At 59.2% G+C, this 13,123-nt stretch carries 12 protein-coding genes and 2 pseudogenes; 2 read left to right on the plus strand and 12 right to left on the minus strand.

Annotated features, from left to right (window positions below; genetic code table 11):
* Positions 1 to 365 precede the first annotated feature (365 nt).
* Positions 366 to 1,166: a M10 family metallopeptidase C-terminal domain-containing protein gene (locus NKH89_RS23545; RefSeq protein ID WP_352548198.1), complete on the minus strand. Its 801-nt coding sequence runs from the start codon at positions 1,164 to 1,166 to the stop codon at positions 366 to 368.
* Between the two features lie 439 nt (positions 1,167 to 1,605).
* On the opposite strand from NKH89_RS23545, the pseudogene NKH89_RS23550 reads away from it, so the two are divergent.
* A pseudogene (locus NKH89_RS23550) lies at positions 1,606 to 1,986 on the plus strand (transposase domain-containing protein); the annotation flags it as partial.
* 77 nt (positions 1,987 to 2,063) lie between these two features.
* On the opposite strand, the pseudogene NKH89_RS23555 reads toward NKH89_RS23550, so the two are convergent.
* The 9 genes and pseudogenes from NKH89_RS23555 to NKH89_RS23595 form a co-directional block, all read right to left on the minus strand.
* A pseudogene (locus NKH89_RS23555) lies at positions 2,064 to 2,330 on the minus strand (hypothetical protein); the annotation flags it as partial.
* A 31-nt stretch (positions 2,331 to 2,361) separates the two neighbouring features.
* Complete coding sequence (locus tag NKH89_RS23560; protein WP_352548199.1) at positions 2,362 to 3,312, minus strand: LysR family transcriptional regulator; 951 nt, start codon at positions 3,310 to 3,312, stop codon at positions 2,362 to 2,364.
* Positions 3,313 to 3,379: 67 nt separating this feature from the next.
* Positions 3,380 to 4,168: an ABC transporter permease gene (locus tag NKH89_RS23565; RefSeq protein WP_352450738.1), complete on the minus strand. Its 789-nt coding sequence runs from the start codon at positions 4,166 to 4,168 to the stop codon at positions 3,380 to 3,382.
* 3 nt (positions 4,169 to 4,171) lie between these two features.
* Positions 4,172 to 5,083 carry a nodulation factor ABC transporter ATP-binding protein NodI gene (gene nodI, locus NKH89_RS23570; protein ID WP_023719311.1) on the minus strand — a complete coding sequence of 304 codons (912 nt, stop codon included), beginning with the start codon at positions 5,081 to 5,083 and terminating at the stop codon, positions 4,172 to 4,174.
* Positions 5,084 to 5,087: 4 nt separating this feature from the next.
* Positions 5,088 to 5,372, minus strand: coding sequence for a carbamoyltransferase N-terminal domain-containing protein (locus tag NKH89_RS23575; protein ID WP_352910120.1), 285 nt, complete (start codon positions 5,370 to 5,372; stop codon positions 5,088 to 5,090).
* A gap of 35 nt (positions 5,373 to 5,407) precedes the next feature.
* On the minus strand, positions 5,408 to 6,004 hold the full coding sequence (gene nodS / locus NKH89_RS23580; protein ID WP_031194123.1) for a nodulation methyltransferase NodS: 597 nt from the start codon (positions 6,002 to 6,004) through the stop codon (positions 5,408 to 5,410).
* Between the two features lie 80 nt (positions 6,005 to 6,084).
* Positions 6,085 to 7,410 (minus strand): chitooligosaccharide synthase NodC, encoded by a 1,326-nt coding sequence (nodC, locus tag NKH89_RS23585; RefSeq protein ID WP_352683291.1) that lies wholly within the window; start codon positions 7,408 to 7,410, stop codon positions 6,085 to 6,087.
* Between the two features lie 14 nt (positions 7,411 to 7,424).
* Positions 7,425 to 8,084, minus strand: a complete 660-nt coding sequence (gene nodB, locus NKH89_RS23590; protein ID WP_352457035.1) for a chitooligosaccharide deacetylase NodB — start codon at positions 8,082 to 8,084, stop codon at positions 7,425 to 7,427.
* Positions 8,081 to 8,674 carry a NodA family N-acyltransferase gene (locus tag NKH89_RS23595; protein WP_352483781.1) on the minus strand — a complete coding sequence of 198 codons (594 nt, stop codon included), beginning with the start codon at positions 8,672 to 8,674 and terminating at the stop codon, positions 8,081 to 8,083. The genes nodB and NKH89_RS23595 overlap by 4 nt, the downstream gene beginning before the upstream one ends.
* A 269-nt stretch (positions 8,675 to 8,943) precedes the next feature.
* Here NKH89_RS23595 and NKH89_RS23600 point away from each other — a divergent pair, with 269 nt between their 5' ends.
* Positions 8,944 to 9,873, plus strand: coding sequence for a LysR family transcriptional regulator (locus tag NKH89_RS23600; protein WP_352506788.1), 930 nt, complete (start codon positions 8,944 to 8,946; stop codon positions 9,871 to 9,873).
* A 581-nt stretch (positions 9,874 to 10,454) separates the two neighbouring features.
* Here the strand turns inward: NKH89_RS23600 and NKH89_RS23605 are convergent.
* Together NKH89_RS23605 and NKH89_RS23610 are read right to left on the minus strand one after the other, a co-directional pair.
* Positions 10,455 to 11,486 carry a LacI family DNA-binding transcriptional regulator gene (locus NKH89_RS23605; RefSeq protein ID WP_023678260.1) on the minus strand — a complete coding sequence of 344 codons (1,032 nt, stop codon included), beginning with the start codon at positions 11,484 to 11,486 and terminating at the stop codon, positions 10,455 to 10,457.
* A gap of 301 nt (positions 11,487 to 11,787) precedes the next feature.
* Positions 11,788 to 13,116 carry a dicarboxylate/amino acid:cation symporter gene (locus NKH89_RS23610; RefSeq protein ID WP_352747623.1) on the minus strand — a complete coding sequence of 443 codons (1,329 nt, stop codon included), beginning with the start codon at positions 13,114 to 13,116 and terminating at the stop codon, positions 11,788 to 11,790.
* Positions 13,117 to 13,123: the final 7 nt, after the last annotated feature.

The raw sequence follows: 13,123 nt of genomic DNA on the forward strand, positions 1-13,123 counted from the left end.
GATCTGGCGACCCAGCTCCCTATATTGCTCCCCGAGCGGCAACCGACTGCATCCGCTCGCTGATTCAGGATCAGTGCTCCCGCCGAATGTGTTTGGTTTGGCATCTAATGGAGCGGGTCAACAACAACACCGTCCGGCTGAAGGTTTGGAAGGGCAACGTCATCGTGGCCGGCCGCAAGGGCCCGAACAGGCTTCCGCCTCCACGCCTTCAGGGAGATTTCGGTGTACGACCAGCGCGACGTGCAGGGCTTCGTCAAGCTGTACACGCTGCGACTGCTCCCGGGCGCCCCGGCCCATCGCAAGTAGCGGAAACGGAAAGCGCCCGCCCAGGGGGGCGGGGCGCTGTTCCGTATGGGTTTTCTGGATCAAACGAAGGTGAAGTCCGACGCGGTCAGGCCTAGGTCGGCCACGGTGACCACACCGCCCAGGTGGGCGAACTCATGCGCGCTGTCGTCGGCGGTGACATAGGCCAGAGTTGCGACTCTGTCGGTGTAGCTGCTTTGGTAGACAATGATGTCGCCGGCGTGCTCGCCGGAGATCGCACTCGCGGCTTCAGAAGCAGAGTTGAAAGATTCGCCAGTGATTACCACGACGTGTTCGCCGTTCGCACCCGAGGCCGCACCACTGTAGAAGCTGCTCACCGGGTAGCCGGACTGTATGCTGGCGTTGTTGACGAAGTTCGCGCCAAAACCGTCGTTGTAGAGGCCCACCGCATCGAAGGCGAACTTGTCCTCCGCCGGGTTGAAATCGGTGATAGTGGTAATGTCCGGCTTCGACCCGACACTCGGGTCGACCCCAGGCACCGGATTGTGGAACTGGAACACGAACGTGTCATTGTCGGTGCCCCCGGTCAACCTATCCTGGCCGTCACCCACGTAGAGGACATCCTGGCCGGGACCGCCGCTGAGCCTGTCATTGTCCTCACCGGAGATGCGCGCGTTGAAGCGGCCGTTGTCGCCGGAGAGATCGTCCCAGCCATCTCCGCCGAAGATGCGGTCGTTACCCTTGCCGCCAATGGCTCGGTCACTGCCCTGGCCAGCCGAGATCTCGTCGTTGCCGGCACGACCGTCAATCCAGTCATTGCCCTGGAAACCCTCCATCCAATCTTCAAGCTCGGTGCCGAGGAGTGTTTCGGAATCCGGGCCACCCTCGATAATCTTTGCCATCAAAAATACTCCTAATGATGCACCCTGCCTGACGCGTTTCATATTCCTCATCGGATAATTAGAGAAATCGATTGCTTGGATAGACACACATTTACGAGATGGATGCACTCACGTTCACTTCGCCCTTCTGCTGAGCAGTTGCGGGCTCGCTGGCGGCCGGGAAGCTGGTCGCCCAAGCAATCGATCTGAAGATTCGACACTCAAACCGGACCAGGACAACACTTCGTAACGGGGCCGTCCTGGTTGGGCCCCAAACGTCTCTCTGTTTGCTCGACGCCGGCATACCCGCACCGTGAGCGCTGGACGAGGACAAGTTCCGCTGGCGGAGAACGGCGTGATCGGCTTGCCGCGCCGAAACTGATGGCGCTCGTCGAAGGCATGGACTGGACACGCGTTCGAGCCGAACGGCGACGGCGTCCGGCCGGAAGGCGGTGGCGAAGTGACTCAGGCGCAAAAGGCGGGCTTCAGGCCGTGCACAATAAGCTTCTGTCGGCGTCATGACGAGAAGCGCTTCGGCCCGTCCCCACGAAATCGATACGCTCAAGGCGATGTTCGTCGCCATGGCGGCGGAGAAGGCCGAACTGCAACAACTCCGGAGCGAAACACTCAAGGCCGAGATCGTCCGGATGGCGACACTCAACGAGCCTGCCCAGGAGCGGATCGCCGACCTTCATGGGATCGTCAAGCAGCTGGAGCGCGCCGCTTCGGTCGCAGCTCCGAGAAGCTCGAACGTGACCAGCAGGCCTTCGCCTTCGACGAAATCCAGACCGGGCTCGGCGCGATTGAGTCCGAGCTCGAGGCCGCAAGACCGACAGGCGAGCCGCGACGTGCTGCGCGACCGCGCAAGGCGTTCCCGGCGCATCTGGAGCGGGTCGAGATCGTCATCCAGCCCGAGCCATGGGGGAAGAAGCGCTCCCGCAGCCAATGGTCCAGTCCGTCAAACGCGGTCGGCCGCACAGGCTTGCGAAACGGAACAGTCCCGCCCTCGCTTAGATACCGAGGCACCGTGTTGCGCGCGCACCCGAATTCTTTCGCCCGTCGGTTCATTCCCCAGCCAAGCTCATGCAGCCGCAGCATCGCTGCCACCTCTTCATGCTGAAGGATCTGCTCTCCCTGCATCGTTCTCGACAATGCAGGAATCGCCCAATCCCAATCGCCATCCATTCCTCCTCTCATAACCGAGGGGGTCAGTTTCTCAATTCGACCGACAACTGAGACGTCCGGTGCTCTTAGGCGGGGTAATCATACGAGATGCCTCCTGCAACATCATTTCCCGCATCCATAGGCTTGCCGGATCATTATTGTGAAGCGCAGGCCATTGGACGGCCTCCGTGAATGCGGCAGGAAGTGGCGGCGGAAGTTCGACAATCCGCAGGGGTGTTAATTTTGCGAAATGCTGCGCCAGCCGTAAGGGCATTGTCCCGATGCGGTTGGTGCCTGATAGAAGGGGCGGGATCATGCTAAAGCCCTGTACGACGACCTCGATACGTCTCTCGAAACCGTTCTCGAGCAAATACCATTCCTCGATGGAGGGCTGCCGGGTGTCCCCGAATTTAAGCACAACCTGCCCCATCGACAAGTATCGGTCGAATGTAAGTGGCTCTGACAGCTGCTTGTTCGTGCCGCAGCCTACGCATACGAGCATATCTTCGAACAGGGCTGCGCGAGGATGTTTCGACATGAACACTTCCGGCATAATCAGAAAATCAACGTCGCCGCGCCGGAGAAGCTCCTCGGGGTCGTCGGAAATAAGCAGACATTCGAAGCGGACGGCGGGAGCTTCCCGCGCAGCACGCTTTACGATCTTCTTAAAAAATACGAGCGTGAGGTAATCGGAAAGGATGATGCGGAAGCGACGATCCGATCGGGCCGGGTTAAAGGCGTCCCAGGAAATAATCGACAGCTGGATGTGCAGCAATGCCTCCCGGACTGCTGTGGCGAGCCCCTCCGCGCGCGGTGTCAAAATGAGTTCGCGGCCGTTCATCGTAAATAGCTCATCGCTGAAATAGGCGCGTAACCGACCGACGGCGGCGCTCATGGCCGGCTGACTCAGGTTAATACTGCGGGCCGCGGCGGTGACTTTACGCTCCCTGATCAAAGCGTCCAGCACAACCAGGAGATTTAGATCGAGTCCCTTAAAACGCATGTATTGACCTATCCGACGCGTGGATGGGTATCGCCCAAAGAATCAATTTTACGAATGGTGAGTAGCGTCAACGCATCAGCCGACGACGAAATAGAGCAACCGATAGGAAGAACGGCAAAACCGTGTATATGCAAAGCGCGCCGATATGCAGGCCCATGCTGCCGGCCGGACGGCCAAGCATCGCCGGACGAATGAGGTCAATTGCATGTGCGAGCGGCAACAAGGAGGCGACGTCCTGAAAAGCGCCGGGCAATTGGTTGACCGGAAACATCGCGCCGCAAAGGAACAGCATGGGTGTTATAACAAGCGTATTATAAAATATGAAATATTCATAACTGGGCGCAAGCGCCGTGACGACCATCGCTAGACTCGCGAAGGCGAGGCCACTGAGAGCGATGACTGGCAGCAAGCAGAGGATGGATGGCCACGATGTGTAGCCGAGCGTGGTGGCAACAATAGTGATTGCTGTGCCCGCCATCAGGGCCTTGGTGGCTGCCCACGCCAATTCGCCGAGTAAGATATCGCCGAGCGTCAGCTGAGTGCATAGCATTCCTTCCCAGGTGCGCTGGTTGTCCATGCGGCCGAAACTCCCGTAAACCGTTTCAGCAGTCGCCGATGCCATCGCGCTTGTGGCAACCATGCCAGCCGCGAGAAACGCAATGTACGAAGTGCCCTCAACAGGACCTATCATTGTTCCGATGCCAAAGCCGAGACCGAACAGATAGATCATCGGATCGGCGAGGTTGCCGAGAACCGATGCAAGCCCGATTTTCTTCCATCCAAGATAGTTGCGGCGCCAAACCGCGACCCAATTCCACGCATTGGCGGGCATGGCCGCCGCATAACGTTCGCCCATTGTTCAGTCCTCCATCTCGCGCCCGGTTAGCCGCAAGAACACATCCTCGAGATTGGGGGGACGCTGCAGAAGGCGCAGACCCGCGCGCCCGCGTAGCTGCACCAGCACCTGCTCCGGATCGGGTGCATAGCAAAAAAGCGTCTCACCGCTCACCTCGATGCGCTGTGCGTACGGCCGGATCAGCGCACCCAGTTCATGCGGATTGCCGCCGTAGACCTCGACCACGTCACAGCCGATCTGCTCGTCAATGAGTGCGGACGGGCGGCCTTCGGCGATCTTGCGCCCCTCCTCCATAACGCACAGCCGATCGCACAGCCGCTCGGCCTCTTCCATGAAATGGGTAGTCAAAAGAATAGTCTTGCCCCGCGCCAGCAGCGATCGCAGCCGTTCCCAGATCAGGTGGCGGGCCTGCGGATCGAGGCCGGTGGTCGGCTCGTCCATCACCAGCAAGTGCGGGTCATTGATCAGCGCACGCGCGAGCGTCAGGCGCCGCTTCATGCCGCCGGACAGTTCGGCGACGCGCGCATCCGCTTTGTTCTCGAGGCGGGCGAACTCAAGCAGCGATGGTATGACCGCTTCGATCTGGCGTCTGCTCATCCGGAAGTAGCGCCCGAACACCAACAGGTTCTCGCGTACAGTGAACGCGGTATCAAGATTGTCGAACTGCGGGACCACGCCGATGCGCATACGTGCCAAACGCGCGCGCGCCGGCACTGGAGCGCCGAGCACAGTAATCTTCCCCGCATCAGGCGATGTCATGCCGAGGACCATACGCGCAATCGTGCTTTTGCCCGCACCGTTCGGTCCCAGGAGCCCGAAGCATTCCCCCGCCGCAACGCGGAACGACAGTCTGTCGACAACGAGCTTGTCATAAGTTTTGCTTACGTCAGTAAGATCGATCGCTACCATGGACATGGGTTCATTTTACCGAGAGGGACGCCAAGGCTGGCGGTTGCTTGGTTGCCTGCCGGACCTGAAACTGTGACTCGTCTTCGCCATCCCAGCCGTCGATAACGAACTGATCGACATCACAAGGATTTAGCCCCTGTTCCGCCAAAGCGGCGACAATTGCGTCGAGATTATCGATGGTTTGATAACGCGGATTGTTGTGCCGCTTTTCCTGCTCAACGCAGAAGACGAGCCGTCCATCCTCGACAAGGGCGATCGCCCCATCATGGGTCAGCTTGGTACCACAGATGCGCATAGTGTCTCCACGTTAACGGCGATAGATTCGATTGATCAGGAAGCGGAAAGCGGGTTCCGGAAACGGACGAGCAAGCAGTCTTCGTTGACCGACTCGCCCCGACACTCAAGACGCTCTACCTCGATCAACGTTTCGTTCAGCATGGCGATGACCGGCTCAGCACCAGCGGCGTGACCCCAGCGACGGCAATTAGCATCCCTTGCCGATCCGAAGATCAGATGCCCGCCTGGCGCAAGCACCCGCACCAGGTTTTTGACGGCCGCGCGCATCTCGGCTATGTCTTCGAGGTAGTATAGGACCTCCGCCACAACGATCAGGTCAAACAACTCGTCGGTCGAAAACTGTTGAACATCGGAGACTATCCAGTTGATGCGCGACGGCTCCTTTATCCGTTGACGTGCTCGAGCAATCGCTTGCGCCACCACATCGATGACGGTGAGCCCTTGGCAGTTGGGAGCTAGTTTTTCCGTGAATGCGCCGGCAGCGCACCCGACTTCGAGGGCATTTGTAATGGAGCCTTGGGCAAGCGCCAGCTGGAGCATTTGCGTGTGGCGCTCCCGCTCGAACGGATTGCCGTCGAGGCGCCACGGATCGTCTGCGGCCAATTCCCGATCGAGCAACTGATGATTCATGTTCTGGGTCAAACTCGTCCACCTCTCGTCCACCTAGGTAATTAGCGATCACTCGTCGCCGCAGATGTTGCTCGACAGCGCTAATCCCGAAGAATCCGCGCAAGATTGAGCCTGCGAAGCGGAGCCGCATGCGGCGAGAATTCTGCCCTGCTTGATCCAGTGATCGGAGTTTGGGTGGGGGTCTGTCTTCCCCCAGTGTTCGATGTAGCGACAGCAGAGCTTCGCGACAGCCAATCGCTATTGCTCAATGTACACAGCGCGTAGGCCTTCAAGGGAAGTAAGAGAAAGATGTTGATGAACGTGTGCAGGGAAAAGCCCAGAAATCGAAACTGTCGAGCACGAAATGCTACCACGCTGCATCGGAGCATGGTCATGGACACAATCATCAGTCCTGTCCACCAAGGCACAGTGCCTGTCAGTGCGAAATGTGCGAGGCCCGTTAGTACCGATAGGGCGAGGAGTAGCGGCCCGAGATTCTGTCCGACCACGTCCAACGTGAGATAGCTATTGAGGCCGGGCAGCAAGCGCAGCCCAAGCAGCGTGTCCCGGAATGTGCTTCGTGCCCAACGGAGTTGTTGGCGCAGATACGGTCCGAGTCTGTTTGGAACGACTGTGGCCGCGATGGCGCCCGGAACGTACTCGGTTCGAAAGCCTGCTTTCAGCATGAGGATAGTGAGATGGCGATCCTCCCCGAAGTCGCTTGGCTTGCCCCGAAAAAATTGCGACTCGTACTGGTCCAGTAACAAAAGGAGCGCAGACCGGCGGTACATGGCACATGGGCCGCAACAGCACATAACGGCACCGAAGCGAGCCTGTGCCGCGCGCTCCTCGTTGCAAGCCAGCCAGTACTCCATGTCTATCAGCCTTGTCAGCCAGCTCTCGCTCCGGTTACTGGCAATCAACTGACCCATGACTGCGCCGACCGCTGGATCTCGCATCTTCGGTACAAGCTTGGTGATGACGTCGGACGCGAGTATCGTGTCTGAATCAACGTTAAGCACCAAATCCCCGGATGAGCGGCGTATCGCGGCGATCTGCGCCTTGCGCTTTCCAACATTCTCGGGAAGCAAAATGATGTCGAACCTAGGGTCGCGCGCGTAGGTTTCGTGGACAGTTCCTACGGCTTCGCGATTTCCAGAACCGTCATCAACCACATAGACCCGAAGTCTTCCGGCGTATTCTTGGTCTGCAATGGACGCCAGGCACTCTGAAAGCGTGCGCGGATCCTCGTTGAAGCAGGGGACGATGACATCCACGCTGGGCAGTTGATCGGAGCCGACGAGATCCTCCAACGCCGATGAGTCGTTTGTCGGCAGAGCATAAATCCCCTGCATGCTCTTATAAGCAGTCGAGAGCAGTGCATAAAGCGAAATGGCCACAGTGCTGGTTGTACCAAGAAGAGTCATGGGATCTCGTTTGTTCAGTGATGTTGAGGAAGTGAGCGGATTACAAATCCGCGCTCATGAAGTGCTGGAATCAGCCGGGACAGCGCCGTGACCGTCTGGTCGCGCAGACCGGCGTGAGCGCCCTGGCTCAACTCGCCGGGAGGGCATCCGTCGTGCAAGAGTACGATTGCGCCCGGCCGGACAGAGGCGAGCACGGTATCGATAATCGCGTCGACCCCAGGGCGAGACCAATCTCGAGGGTCGACGGACCAATGGAGGGCCGTCAGCCCGGCGATCTGTGACGCTGTGAAGACTTCTTCGCTCCAGGCCCCGTAGGGCGCGCGAATATAGCGCACCGAGGCCTGAGGGCACGCCCTCATGATGGCGCCGTTCGCTTCAAAGATCTCACGTTGCACTTCGCCGAAGCCGCATTTGTACAGATCCGGATGAGTCATCGTGTGGTTCCCTAGCTCGTGCCCTTCTGCAAACATTCGTTGGATTAGATCCGGGTGCTCTAAGGCGTAGGCGCCGATGACGAAGAAAGTGGCCGGCACCCGCTGCTCTGCCAGCACATCCAGAATCTCCGGTGTGAAAAGTGGATTGGGACCGTCGTCAAACGTCAGATAAACGCTGCGACGGCCGGTGCCGTCAGAGCACTCACGGCGCACTTCGTACAAGCAATCGGGACGGCTCATAGCTCTGGTCCGTTCCGATCGATCATCGTGCCCGTGGGCCATTCGCTGATCGGCCGTCCAACTGGCAGAACAATGGTGAGTGCGTCATCAATGCGTGTGGGCGGCAGGTCGAGGCGCGCCTCTGGTCGGGTGGAGCGCACGCGAATTCCCGACAAGACGGCCAAAGGGCTGTATCGCCGCCCGAACCTCTCAACATGATTCCGCAGCGCGTGCCGGACGGTTCCGAAAGCGAATGGAACGCCAAGCTCCTGCAGTATTGGAAGCACGACATGGATTGAATGGGCGATTCCGAGACTCTCAAGATCCGGACGTACCCCGTACAGGCCCAGCTCAGCCACCAACAGATCGACCGCGTCAACCTTGATGAAACGGCGCAGTATGCCCATGTGAGCCGCTACACCGTTCGAATCATAGGCGATTGCGCGGAGTTCAGGCCTGGCGCCGGCCCAGCTTCGACTACCTTCGAACGGTTCTGCGTTGGACGCCCCAGTCGGCCCGTAGGTATTACGAAAGAACTGGGCGAGCTCGACGTGGTCCGAGAGCTGCAACTCGTTTTCCCAGCACAATTTCCACTGCACCTGAGGGCGCATTCAGGACCTCTCTTCAAAATAGTTTCTTGCGGGCCGCATTACCCGGCCAAAGCGGCGGCGTTGTTGGCTGCACTCAACCGTTGTCGTTAGCGACGGTGAGCCAGCCGGTGGGGGCTCGCCAATGAGCTCTCTCGATGTTCCCGCCCGTGTGGCGGCGCCGTCGATTTGAGCTTGACGTCGGTCATTTACGTTCCTCTAATGCATGGTTCGTAAATTCGTAAAATTGATTGTTTAGATGATGCCCATCCACACGCTGGATAGATCAGGATATGCGGTTTAAGGGGCTGGATCTGAATCTCCTCGTTGTGCTGGACGCTCTGATCAGGGAGCGTAAAGTCACTGCCGCGGCCAACAGTATTAACCTGAGCCAGCCGGCCATGAGCGCCGCCGTCGCTCGGTTACGCGCCTACTTCAGCAATGAGCTATTTACGATGAACGGCCGCGAGCTCATTTTGACACCGCGCGCGGAGGGGCTTGCCCCAGCAGTCCGGGACGCATTGCTGCACATCCAGCTATCGATTATTTCCTCCGACGCCTTTAACCCAGCCCAATCGGATCGTCTCTTCCGAATCATGCTTTCCGATTACCTCACGCTCGTGCTTTTTAAGAGGATCGTAGAGCGTACTGCGCGGGAAGCTCCCGCCGTCCGCTTCGAATGTCTGCCTATTTGCGACGACCCCGAGGAGCTTCTCCGGCGCGGCGACGTTGATTTTCTGATTATGCCGGAAGTGTTCATGTCGAAACATCCTCGCGCAGCCCTGTTCGAAGATATGCTCGTATGCGTAGGCTGCGGCACGAACAAGCAGCTGTCAGAGCCACTTACATTCGAGCGATACTTGTCGATGGGGCATGTCGTGCTCAAATTCAGGCACACCCGGCAGCCCACCATGGAGGAGTGGTATTTGCTCGAGCACGGTTTCGAGAGACGTATCGAGGTCGTCGTACAGGGCTTTAGCCTGATCGCGCCCGTCATATCAGGCACCAACCGCATCGGGACCATGCCCTTACGGCTGGCGCAGCATTTCGCAAAAACAACACCCCTGCGGATTGTCGGACTTCCGCCGCCACTTCCTCATCCCGCATTCACGGAGGCCGTCCAATGGCCCGCGCTTCACAATACTGATCCGGCAAGCCTGTGGATGCGGGAAATGATGTTGCAGGAGGCATCTCGCCTGGCGCCTTTGCTTGAAAGCTATTGAGCGTCTCGGGCTTCCTGGAGGCGGTCGCGATCGCGTAGGAGCGGTTGCCATTCGGGCGTCAGGCCTTTGGCTCGGCAGAGCGGCGCAGTTCCTTGCTGAGTACGAGGGCCAGGAACGAGCAGAACACATGCCCGGGTTGGTGCTGAGTTGACTGCCGCCTCCGATTTCGCGTGCGAAGTCCCAGAAGATGTCTAGCCCCACTCAAATGCCAACTTTGCCGGCCTTGCCGCGGCTTTTCACGCGCGGCCAGGCGAGGAGATGCCGGTCGACGAGGTCAATCCCAATGGACTGTGCCGGCCTCGCTCGGCTACTGGCGTGAGGCATCCTTGACGACACCGCCCTGCACCGACAACGTCGAGATGTTGGCAATGAAGCCGGTCGCGATTGACGCTGCGGATGTAGGCAATTTACCTCGCGCTTCCGCCTGAACGCGTGGCCGATCCGTTCACCCAATTGGCGCTTCATCCTGGGCCGCGGCTCAGGCCTGTGGGGTGCGGCTACCCCGCGTGGATGGGATCATCAATCAACTTTCTCTCATTCATGAAAGGAAACTTCCCCGCTTACGATAGAGGCCATCAGTTTCATATATTTTCCGGCAGATGAATGTCGAACGGCAGAAATGTCTGTCCTGGTGTTTCAGCAGTGCCGGTCTCGATAGCCCGCGTCATCAGCGTTATCAGCTCCTGGGAAAGCCGGCGCATTGGCGTGGCGACCGCCATCGTGATGATGTTATCAGCGAGTGCCGCCCGAGATTCCGGCGTGATTTCATTCACGATCGCGACGAGATCGCGACTTTTACCCTCTTCCCGGACCGCGGAGATGGCGCCCTCCATGCCGCCCCCGGCGACATAGAAGCCGACGAGCTCGGGTTCCCGCTGCATGAGATCAAGCGTTGCCTCGTAGGTGACCTGCCGTTTCTCCAGGTTCACAAGCGGATCGAGCACCTCGAACGTCGGCGCGTTCTCACGGCAATAGGAGCGAAAGCCGACATCACGGAGCTCGTGCCCCTGGAAACGATGGCTACCGACAAACACCGCCACCTTGCCGGGCCGTTTTGCGACCTTGGACACCATCCAAGCGGCCGTGCGCCCCACCTTGCGGTTGTTGAGGCCGATATAGCCCTGTCGCACGCCGGCGGCGAAGTCGGAAAGCAGCGAGAAAACCGGAATGCCTTTGGCCTTGAGGTCCTCAACCGCTGCTGTAATTTTTGGGTGGTCCGGTGCCACCATCGCGATCGCATGGCAGCGTGCGCCCAAATCCTTGAGCGGTGCGATTAGGTCGCTCGGCATATGTGACGGGGCGAATTGGATGAGCGGAATGCCGTGGAAGGACTGGGCCAAATTGACCGACGCTTCGACCTCGCGCGCAAAGTCTTGGTAGAAATGCTGGGCCGGTTTTCTCAAGATGAAGCCCAGACGGTAGCACGGTAGGTCTCGCCGCAAGCGCTGCTTGATGAGCCCGGCAGCATGATAGCCGATCGCGTGGGCGGCGTCGTGGACCCGCCGCGCGGTCTCCTCGCGCACCGGATGGCGGGCGTTCAGAACCCGATCGACCGTTGCTACGCTGACTCGGGCTTCGCGGGCGAGATCGGCAATTGTGGGGCGCTTGGTCATGGGTCCTATTCTGATTGGTTTTTGACGCAGGCTGGCTCTCTGTCACCTAGCGCGATTCGACAATGGTTTCGGGTGGGCAAAGTGAAGACGCCCGCATACTGAATGATCGACAGCGTATTGGACTACTCCAGACGTAGACCGGCCGGGTATAACGGAAGGTTCATTCGCTTAGGGCGGCGATGATTTGCACTCACACATTAGCGCTTCTGATACATGGTCCGTGAGGCGCCGTTTAGAGCCTGCGAGTCGATCGTTCAGGTCATGTGACCAGCTTGGCGAAACCGGTCGCGGTGCGTCGCCCTTACTCGGCGGAGGATAGCTTGTTTGATGCCTCGGCAAGCTGATGACCGCAGAAGGCGGCTTTCATCTGCGCTTGGTCCAATTCTCCTTCCCAGCGGGCGACGACGAGGGATGCCACTGCGTTACCAACGCAATTCGTCAACGCCCGGCATTCGGACATGAAGCGGTCGATGCCGAGTATCAGGGCCATCCCAGCAACGGGAACACTCGGAACTACGGCGAGCGTAGCAGCCAGGGTGATGAAGCCCGCACCTGTCACACCTGCAGCGCCCTTGGAGGAAAGCATCGCAACGAGCAGCAGCAGCACCTGATCGCCGATTGACAGATCGGTGTTCGTCGCCTGCGCGATGAAGAGGGCCGCCAGGGTCATGTAGATATTCGTGCCGTCCAGATTGAACGAATATCCGGCCGGGATGACGAGACCCACAACCGAACGCCTGGCGCCCGCCTTCTCCATCTTCTGCATGAGCGAGGGGAGCGCGGCCTCCGAGGAGGACGTTGCGAGGACAAGCAGCAGCTCTTCCTTGATGTAGCGAATGAGAGAACAGATCGAAAAGCCGTTGTAGCGGCAGACCGCGCCGAGAACCCCGAACACGAAGAGGAAGGCGGTGAAATAGAACGTCGCGACCAGCATCGCGAGGTTGACGACCGAACCGATGCCATATCTGCCGATGGTGAAGGCCATTGCGCCGAAAGCGCCGATCGGCGCGGCTTTCATCAGAATGCCGACGAGCTTGAAGACAGGCGCGATGAGCGCCTGAAGGAAGGAAACGACAGGCTTGCCCGTCTCTCCGGCCATCGCGAGCGCCATGCCGAACAGAACCGAGAAGAACAGCACCTGCAGGATGTCGCCTTCCGCGAAGGCGCCGACTATCGTTGGCGGGATGATGTTCATCAGGAAGCCGGTGACCGACTGCTCGTGGGCCTTTGCGGCATAGGTATTCACGGCCTGGACATCGAGCGAGGCCGGATCGATGTTGAGGCCGGCGCCAGGCTGGACGACATTGGCGACGATCAGGCCGACGATCAGCGCGAGCGTCGAGAAGGTGAGGAAATAGACCATTGCCTTGCCGGCGACCCGGCCGACCTTGTGAAGATCGTTCATGCCGGCAATGCCGGTCGCAATTGTCAGGAAGATGACAGGCGCGATGATCATCTTGACCAGCTTGATGAAGGCATCACCCAGCGGCTTCAGGCTCTCGCCGGTTCCCGGATAGAAATAGCCAATTGCGACGCCGAGGGCGATGGCGGCAAGCACCTGCGCGTAAAGCTTGGCATAGAAGGGTTTGCGGGGCGCGGGACTCGCGCCGCGGACTTGTGCAGCTGACACTGTTTCT

The organism is Mesorhizobium sp. M0923, from assembly GCF_040319365.1.
GTDB lineage: Bacteria > Pseudomonadota > Alphaproteobacteria > Rhizobiales > Rhizobiaceae > Mesorhizobium.

Bases quoted from the DNA above. Each gene is read 5' to 3' on its own strand.
- NKH89_RS23605 (WP_023678260.1), bottom strand. From the start codon at position 11,486: ATGACCAAGCGCCCCACAATTGCCGATCTCGCCCGCGAAGCCCGAGTC.
- nodC (WP_352683291.1), bottom strand. From the start codon at position 7,410: ATGACTCTTCTTGGTACAACCAGCACTGTGGCCATTTCGCTTTATGCA.
- NKH89_RS23595 (WP_352483781.1), bottom strand. From the start codon at position 8,674: ATGCGCCCTCAGGTGCAGTGGAAATTGTGCTGGGAAAACGAGTTGCAG.
- NKH89_RS23600 (WP_352506788.1), top strand. From the start codon at position 8,944: ATGCGGTTTAAGGGGCTGGATCTGAATCTCCTCGTTGTGCTGGACGCT.
- nodS (WP_031194123.1), bottom strand. From the start codon at position 6,004: ATGAATCATCAGTTGCTCGATCGGGAATTGGCCGCAGACGATCCGTGG.
- NKH89_RS23565 (WP_352450738.1), bottom strand. From the start codon at position 4,168: ATGGGCGAACGTTATGCGGCGGCCATGCCCGCCAATGCGTGGAATTGG.
- NKH89_RS23545 (WP_352548198.1), bottom strand. From the start codon at position 1,166: ATGGCAAAGATTATCGAGGGTGGCCCGGATTCCGAAACACTCCTCGGC.
- NKH89_RS23575 (WP_352910120.1), bottom strand. From the start codon at position 5,372: ATGCGCATCTGTGGTACCAAGCTGACCCATGATGGGGCGATCGCCCTT.
- NKH89_RS23560 (WP_352548199.1), bottom strand. From the start codon at position 3,312: ATGCGTTTTAAGGGACTCGATCTAAATCTCCTGGTTGTGCTGGACGCT.
- nodB (WP_352457035.1), bottom strand. From the start codon at position 8,084: ATGAGCCGTCCCGATTGCTTGTACGAAGTGCGCCGTGAGTGCTCTGAC.
- nodI (WP_023719311.1), bottom strand. From the start codon at position 5,083: ATGTCCATGGTAGCGATCGATCTTACTGACGTAAGCAAAACTTATGAC.